This window comes from Microscilla marina ATCC 23134, from assembly GCF_000169175.1.
In the GTDB taxonomy this organism is placed as follows: domain Bacteria; phylum Bacteroidota; class Bacteroidia; order Cytophagales; family Microscillaceae; genus Microscilla; species Microscilla marina.
Genome location: NZ_AAWS01000038.1, coordinates 59489 through 79846 on the forward strand (window position 1 = coordinate 59489; position 20358 = coordinate 79846).

The following is a 20358-nucleotide window of genomic DNA, read 5'->3' on the forward strand; positions in this document are numbered from 1 at the left end:
TTTATAAAAATAGGTTGATTTCTATATTGTCACGCAAATATCGTGGAAAAGACAAAGTGAGAGAAGAAGAAAGTTAAAAAAAAAAGATTAGCCCCTCTTTTTTCTTGGTACATTAGGTAAAAAGCAGGGGCTGGTAGCATGCTACTGAGCGTTGGTTTATTTAGCGTTCCAAACTGCTAAAAACAAAAATATCCAGCCAACAATAAAGGCAGTGCCACCCAATGGAGTAATAGCGCCCAACCAACGAATGCCCGTAAGCGAGAGCACATACAGGGTACCTGAAAAAATAACCGTACCTATGATAAATGAATATCCCGCATAGGTTAAATATTTGTGGGGCATTTGCAAAATAAGTATGCCTACTATACAAAGTGCCACTGCGTGAAAAAATTGGTAACGTACTCCAGTTTCAAATACTTCTGTATAGTTGTTTTGTTCTAATACTTTTTTTAAAGCGTGTGCACCAAAAGCACCTATTGCTACCGAAAGCCCGCCAAGTAAGGCGCCAGCCATTAAAAAAAACTTATGCATAAATATTATTTTAAATCAGCAAAACAATTCAAGACTAATCATTGATTATGAGCAAAGTTATTATAAATTTTGAGAGCTTGACGAAGTTTTTTCAAATTGAATTTTAATAGCGCGACAGACCATAAGTTTTAGGTTATATGATAGGGGTATTTTTATTTAAAATGCTTTTATATCACTTACTATTTGTAGCGCGCCACTTGTTGCACACAAATATGATATTACAACAAACCCACAAAGCTTTATATGCTGCGTTCGATGTGTACCCCTCGGCAAAAGGAGCAGCCACCCATATTTACCATAGTGCCCAAACCCTGTTTGACTGGAAGGGGGGAGGGTGGTTGTCGGTGGTAGGCAATGAAAAACTGATGGACTACCAGCAAGAAGGCAATGTAGAAATTACCCGGTTTTCGGAGCAAATACCCAACTACCTGGTAAGAAGCCAAGCCTATAGCCAATACCTGTACGATTTGCTGGAAACACAGCCTCGGTTGGAAATATGCCATTTTAGAGACCACTGGAGTGGAGTGCCTGTACTGATGCACAAACAGCACCAAAACCGGAGCTACCAAACAGTGTATGAGGTCAATGGCTTGCCTTCTATAGAGTTGCCCTACCGTTATCCAGCTTTGTCGGCGCGCACATTAGAAAAAATCAAAAACCTGGAACAACTGTGTTACCAGCAAGCTGACTTTGTCATTACTCCCTCTGAGGTGATCAAAAATAATTTGATAAACCTGGGGGTAGCCCCCAAAAAAATTACGGTGATTACCAATGGAGCTGAAGTTCCCAACATCTTTGGCAAACCAGTTCATCCCCCCAAGGGTAGGTATGTCATTTATTTTGGTGCTCTGCAGCCATGGCAAGGGTTTGATGTATTGCTCAAAGCGATGGCATACCTTGCCGATTACGACGACTTGAGTTTGGTAGTGTGTGCGTCGACCAAACAAAAAAAAGCCCGGTTTTACCATAAAGTCATAGAAAAGCTAGGGCTTACCAACCGCGTAATATGGCAGTATCAGTTGCCTAAGCGTACATTGTATGACTGGGTACACGGGGCAGTGTTTTCTTTGGCACCGCTCAAAGAGTGCTCGCGAAACCTGGAGCAAGGTTGTTGCCCTTTAAAAATACTGGAGTCTATGGCAGTGGGTACTCCAGTGGTGGCTTCTGACCTTCCGGTAGTGAAAGAGATCATCTCTGATGCATCACTGGGCAAGTTGGTGCGTGCAGACCGTCCCGCTGAACTGGCCAGAGCTATGCGCATTTTGCTCGATTACCCCCATCTGCGCCAACAAATGAGCGAGGCAGGCAAGGCACACATCGAGGCACATTTTACCTGGCAACAAAAACGCGAGGAACTAAGCACATTTTATTCACGTATAGTGGTGTAATCTTTGACAGGCTCAAATAGTGTTAGTAAAGAAGAAGTACTGAGGATTGATTTAGATATGGATGCACAAGTTTTGAATACAATGATTGCCTACCAGGCAATTGCCCGCACCGAAAAAATATATAAACAGCTCAGCCACGAGCAACGGCAAATTATTGATGATCAAATCATTGAAGGGAGTCATACCCCTGGCGAATGGATTAATTTGATCGCGAAAATTGTGCAGTACGATGCTATGGCAGATGAAGCCCGCCAGTTTAAAATAGATCGCCCCATTCCCTCGCGCGATGCTTTGCTGATGATTGGTGGGGTAGTAGCAGGGGTGTTTTTGTTGGCTTTTCAGGTGTGGGCTTGGGTGGCAATGGTGTTGCCCTTGTATTGGTTGTTGGTTTTTGCGTATTTTTTATTGCCTGTGGGTAAAAAAGTTTTAAGAAAAGAAGCGAAACAGAGAGCCATGGCAAGAAAATACGCCCACCTCTTGTTTGATTACTCTGATTTGCCCAATCACTTTCGTAAATTTATCTTGCCTTTGATTCGTGAACTGGCAACTATGATGAACAGCAACGACAAGCTGGAACTACACGTAAACCTGGGACCCAAAAAACAGGCAATCCACCGCACCGAACGCGAAGATGAGCCCTCTAACGAAGCGTATGATGCCCCTGAAAGCTATGTATACGAAAACTCAGAGTTTTACAATTACCCTTTGATGAATATTCGCGCCAGGCTCAAGGATGGCAGCTATTTGAATTTCAATATCGAAGACATGATTCGCAATCGCCGTTATATAAGAAGGGTGTTTGTAGAAGATGACCAAAACGAAGAAATATGGAAAGGTACTATGCGTATCTCTTACCATTTGCAGGTATTGTTGCGTAAAAGCCTTTATGACCTTGCTTCTAAACATGCCCATAAGTCAAGTAACTTTATGGTAGACGATGTAGATAAAACCGTACTTGATCTGAGAGCCCGTGACAATGCGTTTTTATTATCTTATGTAGATGGAGGCGATACCCACATACTGAATATACAAGCAAGTACTGTAACCAAACTTCAACGTTATTATTATTTTGGCGATTTTGAAGTAGACCAGGAGTTGTATTACATTCCAGACATAGATTTTTTAAAGCGGCTGTTACGTATCATCAAGCATCAGGTAAAACCAATAAAAAATGTTGCTGACAACACATAGGTACCTAACGAGCCATATTATATGAGCTAATCAAAAACTTAAGCATAAAATGATGTCTTCTTCTTTACCCTCTACCGATTTACAGGCCAAGTATGACCTGATTGAGAAACTACACGAACAATACACTAGTTTGCCAGACCAGGTGCAGAGCGCTATTAGCCAAGAATTACTCACAGGTAAAAAAAACAGCAAAGAATGGCTTAGCATAGTACAGCAAATGATTGCTTACAAATATGAAGTACGTCAGGCAAAGAGCAACTGTTTCTTAGAGAAACCCAAATCAGCCAAACAATTGATCAGGAATGCTTTTTGGCAGGCAGTATTGGTCATTTCTATTCTTTGGGCAATTGTAGAGCGTTCAGGACTTTATTCGCTTTCCTGGTCTTTGTTTGCCTATGTTGGGGTTATATTTCTGGCAGGAGTAGCATACGCCTTGGTAAAGAAGGTGCAAAAAAAGGAAGTACTCAGAGAAGCCAGGGTACGTATGATTGCGTATGAAAAGTATGCCCCTTTGCTCAAACAAATACGGGCTGCTGAGGCAAAAATTGCTGCTACCTATGAAAAATTCCTTCACCCCACGCTTGTCCTGCTCAAAGAAGAATTTCCCTCGCAACACTTGCTGAGCCTACACTTTGATACTGTTCATTGGAAACTGAGCCAGTACAAAGTAGACCAACCTGACCCCCGAGCGCCAAGACATGTGATGAGTAGTGAGTTTTACGAAATGCCTGTATTTGAGGCAATGGGTAAGCTTGCTGATGGAGCCGTCATGCAATTGCAGGTACTGAGAATAGTGCGTGTGCGTAATATTCGCAAGGTGAATCCGCGCGGCAAAATAAAATATAAAACCAAAACCAAGTATAAGTTGTTGTACAAAGTACAGTTAGGCTTGCCAACTCAAGCTTATCAATTGGTGTCTCATAGTATAGAAGCACCTGCCGAAAACATTAAGGTTAAGTTTGCCTCGAGTGAAAAACGGCATACATTCAAAGTACAACAAGTAGAGGTACGCTCCAGTAACAATCCTTTGCCACAACACAAAGTGTTTATAGAACTGTTAGGGTTGGTATACCGTCAGGTAAAATCGGTTTAATCTGTTTTTTGTAGCGCTAAGTTGTTTTCTTTGGCTGTTAGTACTATTACCCATTAGAAATATAGGGAAGAATAAAGACTTAAAACAAGGAAAAAAAAGGTGTGAGAAATAACATAAATTTAAAAATAATTTTCTCCTTGATTATGAGTTAGTTAGCAGTTTTTAAGTACTTTAGTTCAAGTCAGACTTCGAATTATGCAAAACTTTGTGCCTGCATTTGACGTAATAAAAACGCGTGTTTTAATGATATAAACACACCGCTATACTACATCAATTAAAAATTAAATTGTTTTCGACCTTAACTTATTAAACAGCGTATTCTTATGCTTCAGTACACCAAATTTATTCTACATAAAATGAGCTTTGATCAAATATTATTTGAAAAAGAGCTTAAAAAAGCCATTGGGTTAATGACTAGTGAAGAATGTTTAGAGCTGAAAGCCTGGTGCATCACTCAATTTGGCGACAAATTTCAAGACACTATTTCTTTGGTATTTGCCAAAGATGAACAACAGTTGGACACACAACTGGTAAACTAATAAAGACAAAGCCGGGGACTACCTAAAAAGTACCTGGCTTTGTCCGTTAACATTCCTGCTGTTTTTTTCTTACACTTTACTTTTGCACACGATCAGTTTTTTTAGCCATCTTCTGGTGGTGTAATGTATTGTTACTTCTTTGTTTACCTTTTTTGCCTGTTTTTTGGGTAAAGCCTCTCAAATAATAGTGCAGTGTTCAAATTTAGCTATTTTCATGCCTATTTGCTAATCTCCTGTTTCATAGCATTTTATACAGATGATCACGTGCCTTTCTTTCTTTAGAAAATACAAATCTTAGTTTTTACCAAATAACTTACACTGTTTACCTAAGTTTTAGTGCTCTTACTCTATGTCTGGCGTTTTTTTTGCCTGTTTGTAACCCAACAAACTACACATAATGGCAAATTCTTTAATTTGATGAAAAAGATAATATTCATACTTACTATAATTACACTAAGTATAGCACAATTAAGCGCCCAAGATAAAGCAAAAATTGATAGTCTGCTCCAAAAGTTACCAACTGTAAAAGATTCAACAGAGGTGGACGTTTTGAATGGTTTGGCACATGAGTACCTGCTCTTTAAAGACAAAGAAAAAGACAAACAGGCAGAGGATTATATTACTCGCTTGTTGAGTATTTCCCGAAAGCTGAGTTATGCAGAAGGTTTGGCGGTAGGTTTGAGAAACCTGAGCGTGATTAACATGCGTCATGGTGAATACCGCAAAGCATTGCGTGATTTATTTCAGGCATTGGCTATGGTAGAAGACACCGGCAAAGAGGTTGACCAGGCAGTATGTTTTCGATTGATTGGAGACTGTTATGAGCAAAAAGAAAACTTTGGTCAAGCCATTGACTACTACATCAAGTCTTACCAACTATACGCCAAGCTCGACATGGAACGCAAAACCATTGACCTGGTAAACGACTTGGCAAGCTTGTACCAAAAGGAAAACCAAAACGAGCAAGCCATTACATTTGCCAACCATGGGTTGATGCTGGCTCAAAAATATAATCAAAAGGAAGACGTTAAAGAATCTTACCATATATTGGCAAAGGTACACAAAACCACCAAAGAGTTTGACCTTGCCTATGAGTATCAAGAAAAGTACGCCAACATTAAAGATAGTATAGCCAAAGAACAAAGTCTTGCCGAGTTGGCAAAGTTAGAGGCAAACCATAAGGCACAAGAGCAACAACGTGTAGCCAAGAAAAAACAAGAGCAACGCAATAACCTTCAATACCTGGGTATTTCAGCGTTTTTTATCTTACTTTTTGGTGGGTTATTTTTCGTAGGTGATGTGGCCATACCGCCTCACATGATGCGTAAAATGATTTTTATCGCCTTATTTCTTACATTCCAGTTCTTGTTATTATTACTCAACCCTATTTTGCAGGAATACGCCGGAGGAGTGGCCTTGTTTCGACTGTTGATTAATGGATGTTTTGCCTTGGGATTTGTGTTTTTGATCAGGTACCTTGAAACGCGTATCAATATGCGTTTAGAGAAACGTATCCGTCGCCGCATAAAAAAAAGGGTACAAAAAAAGTTGAGTAAGCAAGAGATTGACGCAGCAAAGAAGGAAAAATCAGAAATGAAAAAATCATCGAAAAAAGGTATGCAAAGCAATATGGCTACTTCTTAGTAAAAGATAAGATGATTCCCTGATAAAAAAAAGCGCTACAGCAAGGTGAAGAGCCCTGAGGTAGCGCTTTTTTATAGATTCAATTACCCTGCTCCCAATAGTTTTAGCAACTCTACTAAGCCAAAGTCAATGGCAAGCCCGAAAATAATACCAAAGCCAAAACCGTAGCCAATCAAGTATTTGAAATACTTACCAGCAAATCCATAAAACAGCTTTTCTAACTGTTGGGGGTGCATGTTTTCAATCTCAGTAACTACTATTTTTTTAAAATCTATCGAATTGATCAATTCACTGATATTGTTTTCCAGCGAGGTGAAAATAGACTTGGTCAGTGTTTTTACTAGATACTCTTTGGTAGGAGTAGCAATGCTTTGGGTAATTTTGGTTAAGTTTTGTTCAATAAAATTTTCCAGTTCTTTTATAATCACTTCCTTACTTTTGGGGTCGTGCAAGAGCTGGTGTAATGCAGCCGAAATATCATCTTTGAACACCGCCAGGTCGAGCATTTCGTTCAACGATTTGGTTTTGGCACGAGCCACCATTTTTTCTATCAAAATACGCTGATGATTTTGAAAACCAGAAGATTGGATCAGAAACTTCGCTACCCTTTCATTCAACGCATCAAAGGTGTCGTTGTCTAAGCCCTTAAGCAAGTTGTTAAGAGGAGTAGGCAATAGCCTGCGGCGAATAATTTGCCCCAATAACATGCTCAACGGGCTGGCTATAGCCGAAATGTTCTGAGGGTTTTGTAATTGCATTTTTATAAAGCCGAGTACCAGGTTGAGTTCTGGCAACACCACCGACTGAGAGTAGCCCACCAACTGGGCGGCATTGGCGTTGAGAAACTGATTGATTGGTATCTTAAAAATTCTTTCCTCCAGTACAATGTCAAGCAATTGTTTGATTCTAAACAGCAACAACGAATCGTTGAGTACATGGTCAATTCTCTGTTTTAGGTTGTCAGTATCCAGTCCTACATCGTGCTGTATGTCGGCAATGCGGATAGAGCCCAACGTGACTATTTCTTCATGAATAATTTCGTGAATGCTGTCAAATTCGTTCTCAAAAAAATCAGGAATTCCTTCTTCAATCAAGTTACTGGCCGATCCTTTGATTGAGCCCTTATAAGTCCAGGCGAGCGAGTTTTGCGCATAAGCATCTTCGTACACCTTATCGGCTATATCGTCTTTGTTTTCTTTGAGCCAATCGAGCCCTACATGAATAATTTGTTTTAATATATTATTCAGGTTGTTTTCCAGTAACTGAATGAGCTTACCACCCAATAAATCTTTGACTTGAACTTCATCGTTAAACTCTGCAATTATTTTTTCATTGATCAGTGCAAACGCCCAGTCTTTGAGCTGAGGACTTTGTAGCTTTTTCTTAATAAAACCAAAAATTTGATCTTTTAACTTTTGAGTTTGCGATTCCCCCAGCAAAGTATGCAAGTCTTTGGCGAGCAGTTCATTGAGTTTGCCGCCCAACTGGGGCAGGTTTACCAATTCCAGCACTTTAGCTACAGTGAGCTTGCCATTGAGTTGACCAAACTGTTGTTCTATGACCTGTTGCAGAAACTTCTCCAGGTGATCATTGATGTTTTGAGGCAACATTTCTCCTAGCGTAGGGTTGCTTATACGAGTCTTGTCTATGCGTCGTTCTATCAGACTTTCCAACGAATGCTGAAAACTGTCTCGGTTGAGGTATTGCACCAGGCGGTCTTCTATGCCAGTAGTATCCAGTTCGGTCAGTTTCCAATCTTTGTATTGGCTAATCACCTGCCCAATGCCATTGGTAATACTTTCTTCCTGCGAAAGCAGGTAGTCATACAGTTTGCCCCCTACATTTTGCGAAATTCCCTGTTCGTTGCTTTGGATTAACTTCTCCAGAAAAGCATAACGGTTTTTACCCAACATTGCCAAAAAACGGCGCTCTATGATTTCCTGATTTTTGGCAAAATTGCCCTTAAGAGTATCTTGATTGAGCAGGCTATCGCCAATAAAACGCCCCATACTTTCGGCAAAGCGAGCTTTGTTTTTTGCCACTACCCCAGGAGTAAACGGTAAACGTCGCTTTATAAAAGGAATTTTTACTGGTTGGTAAGGCCTGAATATCATTTTAATGGCAAGCCAGTTGGTACCCCAACCAGTGGCCCCATAAGCTGTGGCTGGCACAGCTATTTTGGCGGCCGATTGACCTACCGTAGGCAAAAAATTAAGCAATCCGCCAGTAACTGCCCCCAACAAGGCTCCAAAATAACTAATAGGTTTGAGTTCCTTACCCAGCGCCTTGTAGATCATCCCTTTGAGTTTATTGTCGGGCAGGTTGGCAAGGTTGTGTTTTACCAAATCTTCTACCCGTCCTTCCATCAGCTCACTCAGGTTGCTACTCAGGTAACTTTGCAAATACCCTGAGAGGTGTTGGTCGAGCGATTTGATGTTTCCCAACTGTTGAATATAATGGCGTAATTTATCTTGTTTAAGATGTTGGGTTTGTTCTTGTAGCAGGTTACCTATCATGCCCAGCATCCACTGATGCAGTTGTTTGTTTTGTTCTACCCTTACCAAGGCGTCCAGCGAGCGCTCATCGGCATAATTGACAATGGCTTCGTTGATCACTTTTTGCAATTGAGGGTGGCTTTTCTGAAGAATGGTGCTCAGTACCTCCCTTACTTCTTTGGTATACTTACCCAATTGCTCTCCTTTGAGCACATTACCTAGTGGTTGTTTGGCGAGTTTATTTATAAGCGTTTCTAAATTGTTTTGCGCAAATGTGCTTACTTTGTCGCTGTACAACCATTGGCTTTTCAGGTTCTTGTCTATCAGGTTTTGGATAAACTTCTCCAGGTTTTTCTTAATATCTGCTTCTGATACAAAGCTGTTGAGTTTTCGGTCAAATAACTCTTTGAGGGAGTCTACTTTTAGGTTTCTGATTACTTTGAGTAAACTGTCTTGAATGAGCGGAATCACCGTATCAAGCATTCGTTCCTGGTTAATGCTCTTGATGATGTCGCCAATGGTAGTTTTTTGCAAATAATTGATGAGGTACTCGGAGGCTTGGCTGGCTATTTTTTCTGGCTCCTGCTTTTCAATAATGTCAATAATCTTTTGCTCAACCCCCACATAGTTGCCCACATTGCCTACAAAAATATTGACCAATAGTTTTTTGAGTGCTGAGGTGTTTTTTTGGAAACTTTGCTGAATAATTTCACTGAGTTTGCCCTTTTTTTCTTTAAGCCAGGGAACGAGCTTGGCAATGATGTTAGGCAGTTTGGTGGCAAGAAAATTCTCCACACTTATTTTAAGGTTGCCCGACAGCAAATCGAGAATAGTAGAGGACTCTTTTTCCAGGGTGTTGAGCAAAAATTTAAGTATGCTTTCTATGATGTCTTGCCCAACATCATTATCAAATATTTTCTCTACTTCAGCCACCAATACCTTGGGCAGGTGCTCTATTCGGGTTTCGCCCAACAAGTCATAGAGCTTTTTATTGCCCACCTGTTTACTGATAGTTTCTATGAGCTGAGGTATATTAAGGGTGCGCAACGATTGCTGAATGATTTGATCTATGCTATCTGCATAGTTGTGCTTGAGCACTTCGTGCAAATCGCTAAAAATGGCGTTGCCGTTATTCGTAAGGGTTTGTAAGTCTTTTTCACTGATAAAATCCAGCACACTTTTTTGCTGAATATCTTGCATCAGTTCCAGAATAAAGTCATCTACATAATTGGTTTCCTCGTCAACAAACTCCTGAATAACTTGAGTAAGTGCTCCTGCAACATGTTGGCTTTGTTTGCCCGACAAAATTTGTCCCAGTGGCAAGTGTCCTACACTATGTAGCAATACGTTTTCGAGGGGAGTAGATAAGCCCGTAACCATTGTTTGACTCAGGTTGGCAAATGACTGGTCGATGTGTGGAATATCTGCTACGGTAAACCCGGGTGGAACCTGTGCAATCAGTTTGTCAGAAAATAAATCGTTGAGGATGTTATGAAGGGTTTCAGTAAAGCCGTTTTTTTGAAGTTCACGCTCAAGCGCTTGGTGGTGAATAACATCGCTTTCGACAAGTTTGCTTATCTGACTTTCAAACTCCGCCCTTTCTTTTACTACTACTCCTCCAAGGCTAAACTTTTTCTTTTTAGATATTTTCACCTTAAAATACTCTTGAAAGAGCATTTGAATTGCCAGGTAATTGGTAATGTAGCCTACAACTGAGCCAGCCAGTATTTTTGAGAAAATTCCACCTATCATATAAATGATTTATTGGTTAAATTTGGTAAGTAAAATGGAAAAAATAAAATAGTCCAGAAGAACAAAATATCCCTGCCGTGCGGGATTTACAATTAGTGGGTGAGCGAGCAAAAAATGTGGCATAGTTGGAAACTCCGATTCATCGGCACCAAAGCTATGGAGTCATTTTTTGAAGAAACACCCCCCACCATAGATATTGTTCTATGGATTAGTTGCGCAGAGCTTGAACTTCGTTCTGCGGCCAGGTTATTTTTGTAGTTTTACTAATGATCTACTTAATTATTTATGACGCGCTAAGATACTATAATCTTACATATTCTATCTACAACTTTGTTGAAAAGCCATAGACGTGCTTCATACTACTCACAAAAAAGATACAAAAGCCTTGAAAATGAGCACTTATGCAAAAAATGGCAGAAAACCTTACGCGTTTTGGCACTTGGTAGAGCAAAGAATTGTGGAAATACGAAATTTTGTCTTTTTTAGCAGATGCGTTTGTAATACAATGTCTAAAGCCTCTCAGGAAAGAGGTGAAACCAGTACTCCAGACACTAAATATGAAAAGGGGCAGAAATCTACTTTACCTACTTAGAAGCCCCAACAAGGTTCTAGGGGCTAGGCTCTAGTGCACCCTGTTCTATAGGTAACTAATAAATTATAGTATGCTTACTTTCAGTGAGTTATGTATTTGTTAGTTAGGAGTTCCGACAGGGGGCTAGGTGCACCCTGTTTAACTGCGTTGAGCTCATCACAGCAAATTGCTGTAGATTCGGTTTACAGGTAACTACACTTTTCTATCACGTTGATTTTTAGCAACTTATAAAACCGTAGTTAAAAGGCATTTTTTTATTAAATCAGCAAAAAACCACTACTAATATATTGAATGGATATAGATAAACTTTATATAAACCGAGACAATCATTGGTTGGCATTACATCAGGAACTAGAGTGGCTAGATGGGGTATTGAAAGTACGAGATACCCTTTTTAGAAACGATGAAACCGTTTTTAATTTTGAAGCATTGGTAAGCAATGTTTCCGCTCCACCCATTAACCCGATAGATTTTAGGCCTTCACATTATGCGGCGTTGCTTGAAGAGGTTTTTGCCCGTACTCCAGACAACATCATTCTTCACGATTTTCATGTAACAGAAGGCACGCTTCGGTTTATTCAATACGCCGAACGGGTTATATTACTGTTGGCAATGTGCCCTTACCTGCGTCCTGGGTTGCTGGATTACTTCAGAATACAAGACGATCTTGGTCGTGATGTGGTGGAGTTTGGCGGCATTCATACCTCCAGTAACTTTAAAGGTTTTTTGCCTACTGGCGAAACTGCTATGCACATACTGGCAGGCAACGACCTGAGAAAAAGAGCCTTGGTACAAGCCGTGATCAACCCTCAACATTACTTGTTTAGACAAGGCATTTTGTCTTTGTCGCGTACAATGGGCAATGATCCTCCTTTGGGTGGCCAATTGATTTTGTCGGACGAATACATAGACCGCCTGGTAAGAGGCAAAGAGTATGTACCCCAATACAACGAATCTTTCCCCGCCACGGTGCTGAATACCGACAAAACCTGGGATGACTTGTTTTTGAATGAACGAGAGGGTGAGATGGTAGAACAGGCGCGTCAGTGGGTAAAAAACTACGACAATGTACGCAGCATAGTAGGCGACAAAGCAATGAAGGGGTACCGGGTATTGTTGTATGGTCCTCCGGGAACGGGTAAAACCTTGACCTTGGCGTTGTTGGGCAAAGCCACGGGCAAGCCCTTGTACCGAATCAACATCTCGAACATTGTAGATAAATATGTGGGTGAAACCTCCAAAAAGCTGGAAATGTTGTTTTTGCAGGCTGCCAACAAAGATTGGGTGTTGTTTTTCGACGAGGCAGATGCCCTGTTTGGTAAGCGAACCAGCACTAGTTCGGCTCAAGACCGCTACGCCAACCAAGAGGTGAGTTATTTGCTCTATAAATTTGAAGAATACGAAGGAATGATTTTCTTGTCTACCAACAAAGGGGTAGACCTGGACGAAGCCTTTTCGCGTCGTTTTGATACGCAAATCCGCTACAGCGACCCTGATGAGTTTACCCGTCGTCGTTTGTGGGAGCACTTGTTTATCAACCGCGATATATTTGACCTTGATCCCACGATTAAGGTAAGTGAACTTGCCGAAAAAATACAGGTAACGGGCGCCTGGATAGAAAAGTTCAGAAACTACTGTGTATTACAGACGGTGTCGAAGGGTACCAATAACCTGAGTGCTGCCGAGTTTCGCCAGTACTTGTCTACCCAGCTAAGCACCCACGGTGGCTCGGTGCGAGGCAACATTCGCGACTTGTTTCGCAATAAGCGATAGCAGTATTGTAAAAATAACATAACAAAAGCCCACTTGAGGAAGGATTCCTTGAGTGGTTTTTTTGTTTACTTCACCGTAATAGTTACTGTGGCAGAGCTGGGCAGTTGGTTGATACTGTTGCCCTTGAACTGAATATCGTAAGTACCAGGTTTGGTAATGGGGTAGCTTTTGTCCAATGTAAAGCTTACCTCCGTTGATGCGCCACTTTTCAGGGTTTGGTAGTCGTCAGCTTCCGGAGTACTACGTTTTGCCAGAAGGCCTTGATAGTCTACCTCGCTTATGCTGAGGCAATTGCTGCGAAAACCTTCAAAAGGTGTGTGCCATTTGCAAAACTTATAGGGTTTGTCAGCATTGTTTTTTACCACCATCTTGAGCCGAATGTCTTCGCCCACGGCATAGGTGGTTTTTTCGGGAACAAGGGTTACTGTCAATTGTTTGTGGTTGGTTTGAGAAGAAGAAGTACAAGCAAACATACCTACACTTACCCATAGAATATAAAGGTAGCTTTTCATAAATATTTGATTAGAGTTGTTAGCGATAAGTTATGGTAATGTCAGACAAATCTCAACTATTTTATGATTAAAACTTTTCCCACCTGCAATATTTTTGTATTATGGATACTCGTATTACTTACCTTATAAAACTTACTTTTACTTATGAGCATTTTTAAACGGATTGCCGATATTATCCGGGCTTATATCAACGACTTATTTGATAAGGCCGAAGACCCCGAAAAGATGATTAAACAAATGGTCATAGAGATGGAAGAAGGGGTGGCTAAGTCAACAACTGCTTTGGCGAAAGCCCTGGCAAGCGAAAAGCAATTGGAACGAAAATACAAAGGACTGGCAAATAAAGCGCAAAACTGGGAACGCAAGGCAATGGTGGCGCTACAGAGCGGCAACGAGAACCTGGCACGTCAGGCGTTGATGCAAAAAGCCACGCTTGCAACACAAGCCAATGAGTACCAGAAAATGCTAAAAAACGCTTCGGCAGCCACTAAGTCGTTGCGTAATCAGGTAGACGCCCTCAAGTCTAAGCTCAAAGAAGCCCGCATGAAAGAAAGTACCTTATTGGCACGCAACCAAATGGCCAAAACCCAAAAGAAACTTGCCAAGCAACTGGGAGGCTTTGATATGGACAACAATTTTGCTCGATTTGATAAGTTTGAAGAGCGCATACTTAAAGCAGAAGCAGAGGCAGAAGCAATGGTAGAGCTTGCCGATGAGAGCGGAGGGTTAGACGATGAATTTAAAGCCCTTGAGCAGAGTTCTTCTATCAATGAGGACTTGGCACAATTGCGCGCCAAAATGAATATGGGGTGAGTTTGAGTCGATAAATATTTTAATTACGAATTACGAATTACGAATTGGCGCAAAGCGCAGCTAAAACTGCAGGCTACCGATTCCCAACTAATTCGCAAATATGATAATTTAAGGCTAAAGGCTCAATATAAACAGCCAAACAAAAGCTAAAGGCTAACAGCCCACCATAGCTCAAAAAAAAGCTAAAGGCTAACAGCCCACCATAGCTCAAAAAAAAGCTAAAGGCTAAAAGCCCGCCATAGCTCAATATAAAGGTAAAGGCAGGTTGGGAGTTACGTTTTCCCAACCTCCATTTCCTGTGAAGGTCTTACCGGAGGGTGACCTGAGCAATGCAAACCCACATGTTTTTGTACAGCTTGTATAATCACTACTTTGTTACTTTGAGCCAATTTTTACAGCGAACACCTTCTGGCGAAATAAGGATGTAATAATAAATACCAGGGTCTGCGTCTGTGCCCCAGTCGTTTTGGTATTGATCTCGCTCAAATATTTTTCTGCCCCAACGATTGTATATTTCTACCTTATGATCGGTATAAGGGCTGACAAAAAAGTCGTTTTTACCATCGCCATTAGGCGTAATTACATTGGGCAACTCAGGCACTGTATTGTCTACGGTTACCTTTACCGAATCGGTGGCACTACAATGACTATTGGCTACAGTATAGGTAATGGTATAACTGCCCGACTCTGGATAGGTGTAAAACCCTCCTCCCGATTCGTTGTTAAACACCTCACCATTGCCCATTTGCCAGGTATGCTTCAATCCCTCACCTGCATCGGGCACTAGCTTTATTCTGGGCACTTTGCCGCATTCATTCAGCACCTTAGCTACAAAATTAGTGGTAGGAAAATCTAAGACATTGACTGTTACCAAAGCCGCAGTCTCACAACCATCAACATCTTTTACGGTTACCTTATAGTTAGTCGTTTGGGCAGGGCTTGCCACAGGGTTGGCAATGGTGCTATCACTTAAGCCAGTACCTGGAGTCCAGAGATAGCTCACTACCGACTTGCTTGAGGTGACCCGTAATGGAATAGAGTCGCGTACACAAATCGTATCAGACAAACTCACTGTCAGGGTATTTTTATACACCCTAAAAGTTTTGGTGGTGGTAAGGGTGCGCAAACAGCTGGGAGGGCTACTTGCTACCAAGGTTACAGTAAATAAGCCTTCTTCGTTGAATCGGAAACTGACCGATTCGGTATTCCCAATATTGCCTACACCATTGCTTATGTTCCAGTCAAAAGTACTGGCACCCAAACCTTTATACACAAAGTTAAGCGTGGCTGGGGCACAAATTTCAGTGACATCGTTTTGAACCGAGTCTTTAATGTCAAAATCAACCGTTAATATATCTACATCAAATTTAAAAGCGGCATTGTTGCAGTTATTGCTGCGGTTAAACTGTGAGTAAGCATTGGGAGTAGTAGGAAAGGTAGAACCATCGCCACAGGCACATACCGAGTGGTATACAATGCCATTTTTACTAAAACGACAAGTCCCTCCATCTACGTGTTCACCCCTTGAAAGATTACTGCCCAGAAAAGTGCCATACACCAGGTCTTTAGCTCCAGCAGAAAGTACCGCTATATAAAAATCATCTCCATCAGTAGTTTGTTGTACCCCGTCAAAAGTGATGGGTAAATCGTTGGTGCTACTGTTGCGCATAGGTTGGGTGGTGTATCCGTTGGGCAAAAAATTATGGTTAATGCTGCCACCCCAACCCGTAATGTATACGTTCTCACAATCATTGACCAAGAAAGCCGTAGGTGAAATGTCTGGTTCGCTGCGTCCCGAACCTATCACCGTAGAATAAATGGTTGCAGACAGGTCTTTGTTAAGTTTATGGATAAATTGCTTGGCATTGCCATTAGAGTACACATCAGGGGTGACTGGATAGTTACCAAAAGTTTGCCCAAAAGCATAGACATTGCTGTTAGTGTCCAGGTCTATAAAAAATGCTTGATCGGCATTATTGGTGCCCAAATACGTCAGTTTTTCGAGGGTGTTGCCATTGTTAGATATACGGGCAATAAAACCATCATCAGAACCAAGGTTGTTGCGGTGCAGGGCATCGGCAGAGCTGGGCAAACCCGTGCTGGTAGTAGCTCCTGCTACAAACACTTCCTGGTCTTTGAATACTTTAATTGAAAAAGCTCCGTCAAATCCATTACCACCCAAGTAAGTACCCCACACCATAGTGGTAAGGTCGCTGGTCATTTTAAAAACCACTGCATCGTGCCCTGCCGAAATAGCAGGTTGAATGGCGTTAACTACCGGAAAATCGGTAGACAGTGTGGTAGAGGCTACATAAATGTTGTTGCTGCCATCTACAAACACATCGCCCCGGTACGCGTCTCCGTAGTTTTTGATACGAGGTAAAGTAGAAGTATTTAGCCCGTCGTTGTTGTTACCGCCTATATAAGTAGCTGCCTTGAGCTGGTTGCCGTTTTGACTTATTTTAGCAATAAAAATATCGCTGCCTGAGGTGTAGCGCATACCTGCCAGTGGAGTAACCGATGGAAAACCGCTGGCATTGTTAAATGTTTGGTCAAAGGCGGTATTGCTGGTAGGCAGGTCATCAGAGCCAGTGGTGCCCATAATGATTAAGTCATCGTTGTTGTCTACTACCAGGCTATGGGGCACTTCGGCATCTTGCCCCCCATAAAAAGACCCGTACAATAAGCGATCGCCTTGAGCGCTAAACTTAAGAATACCTACATCTATTTGCCCTCCATAAGCTGACTGAAAAGCGCCTAGCGTAAGTGGAAAGTTAGAGCCAAACGCAGTGCCTCCAGCATACAAGTTGCCTGCAGCATCGAAAGTGGCGGTGTTGCCCCAGTTGTCGGCAAAAGATCCTGAGTAGGTAGAAAAAACCAGTTCAGGGTCTATCACCAAGGCAAAGTTGGGGTTGTAACCATAAGGAAATTCAAAGCTTACCTCATTGTTGTTGAGTTTGAAGCGAGTCTCTACGATTATTTTTTTACCTTGAATGATTTGGTAACAATACGGGCGCTTTTCTATCACCTTGCCCAGGCTCGTTTGTATTTCCAGTTGGCCATCTTTTAGGCGAATGTTATCAGCCGCATTGTATTGCATTCGAATGATTTTGGGCGAGGTGTTGGGAGCCACTATAAATTCGTATTTCAAAGCGTTGTTTCGTTCATACAGCTTCAGGTCTATAGAAGGATAAATGTTTTGGTAATGAATCGAGTGATAACTTTGAACATTGGTAGCCCATTTGGTGGGGTCTTTGCCCAAAAAATAGTTCATAGTTTCGGGTACTGGCTCTTGGGCGGTTATCTGAGGTTGAGGGTTGGCATCCTTAAATTTTACCTCAAAACTATGTGCTTTGATTTGTTGGGCTTGAGCTGTACGGCTCGCCACCGAAGATACATTGGCAGTGTGTAGGCGCCCTATTGCCTTGGAGTCATAATAAGTATATTGAAAGCCATCATTTTTTAGAAACATAAAGCCACTTGGAATAGCTGCCCTGAATTTGACAGTGTTGTCCCACTGATTCTTGTTTTCAACAAACTTGTAGTTTTTGCTTTGAGGAGGTTTTTTGTGGTGTGCCCGTGCTTTGGCTAAAACAGGGACTTGAGCCTGTATATAGCCTGATGCTCCTATTAAGAGCATCCAGAGGAAGAGTATGGTTTTATTCATTTCAATGACATTAAGTTTATACACGTACTTTGACAACTACTATCTGTACGTATTACATGGTTTCTTTTGTCTGGTTTTAGAGCTTGTTTAAATTGTCGGTCATAGGAGATTTTATGATGAGTTTTCGGATTAGATGCGTCAAAACGAGCTTTAGCGAGCTCTGTTTCACCTTTGAAAATTAATATTTAAACTAATTTTGAAGGAATAGCCGCGCTATTGCTGATAAATTTGACAATATATAATCAGGAAAATCACGTAAAAGACCTAATTAATGAATTTTAAACAAGCTCTTAGTATATTTTTATCTGCAAGATACTATTGTAATAGTAAGACCACCAACTGGTAGCCTACCCTTATTGTAACTCATTTGTTTGTATAAGACAACTAGAGTGAATTTATCAGGTCATTTATATGAAAAAAGCCATAAAGTTTTATAGTTTTGCTGCCTCTTATGCATACCTTCATTTTTGGGCTTGCTATATACAACAGCCATTGTTTTAATAACAATGTTCAAAGTATTAGATAATACACCTGCCGAAAACAAGTTAATGAATAGTTTTTGGTTATTAAAGATAAATTTTTGTTTAACTACCTTTTGTGACGAACCCGTTAGGAATTTTTCCTTTCGGGTTGTTTTTTCTTAAGGGGTAGGGGAGAGTTGGGTTACCATAATTTTAAGCAACAAAAAAGCCCTATCAGATTTGATAAGGAATGGTGTAAAAATAAAGTTCTATAGTAACGCCAAAATATTTTGTTGGCAGGAGAGGCAGGGCAATATCCAGTGGATATTGAGCCAGCCCTGCGGGACGGCGTCATAGCAGCGCTACGGCAAGTTTTTTTAACGAATTCTGTCAGCGAAAGATGACGTTAAAAATGTAAATTTATTTTGGTACTATTCCTTATCTCGACTTTAGCCATTTGCAAAAAAGAAACCCACTCCGGGAAAAACAAGTTAAAATTGTGACCAAACATTTTTAACAATGCAAATATTCCCGAATGAGTTTCTTGATGTGATAATACAATTTAAAGGTGTGTTTTCAAAGCGTATATATTCGCATGTTCAATTTTTACTGGCAGGGGCAATCTTATGTCAAGGTAAACGAACCATAAGCTCTGTGCTTCGCATCTTGGGTTTGAGTAAGGTAAAGAACTTTGGCAAGTACCATCGTGTTTTGAGCAGAGCCAATTGGTCATCATTAAGATGTTCTAAAATTTTACTTCATCAACTTCTTAAGTGATTGCTTCCTGGAGATAAGTTAGTATTTGGGATAGATGAGACTATTGAACGAAGGTGGGGTAGAAAAATCAGTAAACGAGGAATTTACAGGGATAGTGTCCGGAGTAGTAAATCTCATTTTGTCAAGTGTAGTGGATTGCGTTGGCTTTGTGTGATGTTGCTGGTTAATGTTCCGTGGGCTGGTCGCGTTTGGGCATTTCCTTTTCTAAGCACCCTTGCACCAAGCGAAGGTTATGCACAGAAACAGGGCAAGGTTCATAAAACAGTCACCCAGCGAGCAGCTCAGCTAATTTCATTGCTGGTTACCTGATAGGGAAATAATTGTAGTGGGAGATAATAGTTATGCCTGTATGGAGCTGCTTAATAAGGTATGTAAGTTGGCAACTATGCGCATGGATGCTGACTTTGTTCCTCCACGTCTGTCAGGGCAAAGAGGTCCCAATCGTAAAAAAGGGGATAAATTGCCCAAGCTAACGGAGGTATTGGAAAACCCTCAAACAGTTTGGCAGATGATTACGATTACTGAGTGGTATGGTCATGCAAACAAAGTGACTACAGGAACTGCTTTATGGTATCGGGCAGGAAAACCAGTGATTCCATTAAGGTGGGTTTTGTTGTGTGATCCTGATCAAAAACTTGAGCCAAGGGCAATACTCTGCACCGATTTGTCTCTCTCTTTAAAAGAGATTGTGACTTACTATGTCAGGCGTTGGTCAGTAGAAGTTACCTTCGGGGAAGTAAGAAAGCACCTGGGAGTAGGAACTCAAAGACAATGGAGTGATGAACAACACCTGCGTTGATGAGCTTATTTTCTATAGTCACATTAATGGCTCACAGGCAAGCACTCATGGGCGAATTGCCTGTTGTCGAGACTTCCTGGTATAAAAAGCCGTATCCAACCTTTAGTGATGCGCTGGCTTACACCAGGGGGCTTTTTTGGAATAAATTTAATTTTTTACACTCGCCAAAAACAGGCGAGTGTAAAGTAACAATATCAAAAGATTTGCTCGAGCATATGCAGCAGACATTAATGTATGCTACATAAGGCTAAAGTCGAGATAAGGTTTCCTAAGCAACCTTAGGTTGACGCTAATGCGAAAACAAGTTCGGGGTTTTTAATCTGCGAATGCA

At 41.1% G+C, this 20358-nt stretch carries 14 protein-coding genes; 10 read left to right on the plus strand and 4 right to left on the minus strand.

The window, feature by feature from the left end; translation table 11 throughout:
- Window positions 1–156 precede the first annotated feature (156 nt).
- Complete coding sequence (locus tag M23134_RS26620; RefSeq protein WP_002701541.1) at window positions 157–531, minus strand: DUF423 domain-containing protein; 375 nt, start codon at window positions 529–531, stop codon at window positions 157–159.
- 212 nt (window positions 532–743) lie between these two features.
- On the opposite strand from M23134_RS26620, the gene M23134_RS26625 reads away from it, so the two are divergent.
- The 5 genes from M23134_RS26625 to M23134_RS26645 all read left to right on the plus strand — a co-directional run bounded on the left by M23134_RS26625 (window position 744) and on the right by M23134_RS26645 (window position 6386).
- Entirely contained in the window at window positions 744–1919 is a 1176-nt protein-coding gene (locus tag M23134_RS26625) for a glycosyltransferase (RefSeq protein ID WP_045114396.1), read from the plus strand.
- Between the two features lie 57 nt (window positions 1920–1976).
- The gene (locus M23134_RS26630; protein ID WP_002701545.1) at window positions 1977–3110 is read left to right on the plus strand and encodes a hypothetical protein; all 1134 of its coding nucleotides are present in this window, start codon (window positions 1977–1979) and stop codon (window positions 3108–3110) included.
- Window positions 3111–3159: 49 nt separating this feature from the next.
- Window positions 3160–4203, plus strand: coding sequence for a hypothetical protein (locus M23134_RS26635; protein ID WP_002701546.1), 1044 nt, complete (start codon window positions 3160–3162; stop codon window positions 4201–4203).
- Between the two features lie 356 nt (window positions 4204–4559).
- Window positions 4560–4742 carry a hypothetical protein gene (locus M23134_RS26640; protein ID WP_002701556.1) on the plus strand — a complete coding sequence of 61 codons (183 nt, stop codon included), beginning with the start codon at window positions 4560–4562 and terminating at the stop codon, window positions 4740–4742.
- A gap of 417 nt (window positions 4743–5159) precedes the next feature.
- Window positions 5160–6386: a tetratricopeptide repeat protein gene (locus M23134_RS26645; protein WP_002701557.1), complete on the plus strand. Its 1227-nt coding sequence runs from the start codon at window positions 5160–5162 to the stop codon at window positions 6384–6386.
- Window positions 6387–6469: 83 nt separating this feature from the next.
- On the opposite strand, the gene M23134_RS26650 is transcribed toward M23134_RS26645, so the two are convergent.
- Window positions 6470–10633 (minus strand): DUF445 family protein, encoded by a 4164-nt coding sequence (locus M23134_RS26650; RefSeq protein WP_002701558.1) that lies wholly within the window; start codon window positions 10631–10633, stop codon window positions 6470–6472.
- A gap of 883 nt (window positions 10634–11516) precedes the next feature.
- Between M23134_RS26650 and M23134_RS26660 the strand changes: the two genes are divergently transcribed.
- Window positions 11517–12998 (plus strand): ATP-binding protein, encoded by a 1482-nt coding sequence (locus M23134_RS26660; protein ID WP_002701567.1) that lies wholly within the window; start codon window positions 11517–11519, stop codon window positions 12996–12998.
- A gap of 65 nt (window positions 12999–13063) precedes the next feature.
- Here M23134_RS26660 and M23134_RS38950 read toward each other — a convergent pair whose 3' ends face one another.
- A complete protein-coding gene (locus M23134_RS38950; protein ID WP_002701568.1) occupies window positions 13064–13510 on the minus strand; it encodes a COG1361 family protein in 447 nt (148 codons plus the stop codon).
- Window positions 13511–13654: 144 nt separating this feature from the next.
- On the opposite strand from M23134_RS38950, the gene M23134_RS26670 reads away from it, so the two are divergent.
- Window positions 13655–14323 carry a PspA/IM30 family protein gene (locus M23134_RS26670; protein ID WP_002701569.1) on the plus strand — a complete coding sequence of 223 codons (669 nt, stop codon included), beginning with the start codon at window positions 13655–13657 and terminating at the stop codon, window positions 14321–14323.
- 367 nt (window positions 14324–14690) lie between these two features.
- Here the strand turns inward: M23134_RS26670 and M23134_RS26680 are convergent, their stop codons facing one another.
- Window positions 14691–17990 (minus strand): gliding motility-associated C-terminal domain-containing protein, encoded by a 3300-nt coding sequence (locus M23134_RS26680; protein WP_082226714.1) that lies wholly within the window; start codon window positions 17988–17990, stop codon window positions 14691–14693.
- Window positions 17991–18970: 980 nt separating this feature from the next.
- Here M23134_RS26680 and M23134_RS42790 point away from each other — a divergent pair.
- The 3 genes from M23134_RS42790 (at window position 18971) to M23134_RS26695 (ending at window position 20272) form a co-directional block, all read left to right on the plus strand.
- The gene (locus tag M23134_RS42790) at window positions 18971–19228 is read left to right on the plus strand and encodes a transposase (RefSeq protein ID WP_394330670.1); all 258 of its coding nucleotides are present in this window, start codon (window positions 18971–18973) and stop codon (window positions 19226–19228) included.
- A 325-nt stretch (window positions 19229–19553) separates the two neighbouring features.
- On the plus strand, window positions 19554–20027 hold the full coding sequence (locus M23134_RS42260) for a hypothetical protein (RefSeq protein WP_232296839.1): 474 nt from the start codon (window positions 19554–19556) through the stop codon (window positions 20025–20027).
- Window positions 20027–20272, plus strand: a complete 246-nt coding sequence (locus M23134_RS26695) for a hypothetical protein (protein WP_045114389.1) — start codon at window positions 20027–20029, stop codon at window positions 20270–20272. Before M23134_RS42260 ends, M23134_RS26695 begins: the two co-directional genes overlap by 1 nt.
- The last annotated feature ends 86 nt before the right edge of the window (window positions 20273–20358 follow it).

What these genes read in the sequence shown, in the direction of transcription:
- M23134_RS26620 (WP_002701541.1), bottom strand. Translation starts at nt 531, where the DNA reads ATGCATAAGTTTTTTTTAATGGCTGGCGCCTTACTTGGCGGGCTTTCG.
- M23134_RS26625 (WP_045114396.1), top strand. Translation starts at nt 744, where the DNA reads ATGATATTACAACAAACCCACAAAGCTTTATATGCTGCGTTCGATGTG.
- M23134_RS26630 (WP_002701545.1), top strand. Translation starts at nt 1,977, where the DNA reads ATGGATGCACAAGTTTTGAATACAATGATTGCCTACCAGGCAATTGCC.
- M23134_RS26635 (WP_002701546.1), top strand. Translation starts at nt 3,160, where the DNA reads ATGATGTCTTCTTCTTTACCCTCTACCGATTTACAGGCCAAGTATGAC.
- M23134_RS26640 (WP_002701556.1), top strand. Translation starts at nt 4,560, where the DNA reads ATGAGCTTTGATCAAATATTATTTGAAAAAGAGCTTAAAAAAGCCATT.
- M23134_RS26645 (WP_002701557.1), top strand. Translation starts at nt 5,160, where the DNA reads ATGAAAAAGATAATATTCATACTTACTATAATTACACTAAGTATAGCA.
- M23134_RS26650 (WP_002701558.1), bottom strand. Translation starts at nt 10,633, where the DNA reads ATGATAGGTGGAATTTTCTCAAAAATACTGGCTGGCTCAGTTGTAGGC.
- M23134_RS26660 (WP_002701567.1), top strand. Translation starts at nt 11,517, where the DNA reads ATGGATATAGATAAACTTTATATAAACCGAGACAATCATTGGTTGGCA.
- M23134_RS38950 (WP_002701568.1), bottom strand. Translation starts at nt 13,510, where the DNA reads ATGAAAAGCTACCTTTATATTCTATGGGTAAGTGTAGGTATGTTTGCT.
- M23134_RS26670 (WP_002701569.1), top strand. Translation starts at nt 13,655, where the DNA reads ATGAGCATTTTTAAACGGATTGCCGATATTATCCGGGCTTATATCAAC.
- M23134_RS26680 (WP_082226714.1), bottom strand. Translation starts at nt 17,990, where the DNA reads ATGAATAAAACCATACTCTTCCTCTGGATGCTCTTAATAGGAGCATCA.
- M23134_RS42790 (WP_394330670.1), top strand. Translation starts at nt 18,971, where the DNA reads ATGCAAATATTCCCGAATGAGTTTCTTGATGTGATAATACAATTTAAA.
- M23134_RS26695 (WP_045114389.1), top strand. Translation starts at nt 20,027, where the DNA reads ATGAGCTTATTTTCTATAGTCACATTAATGGCTCACAGGCAAGCACTC.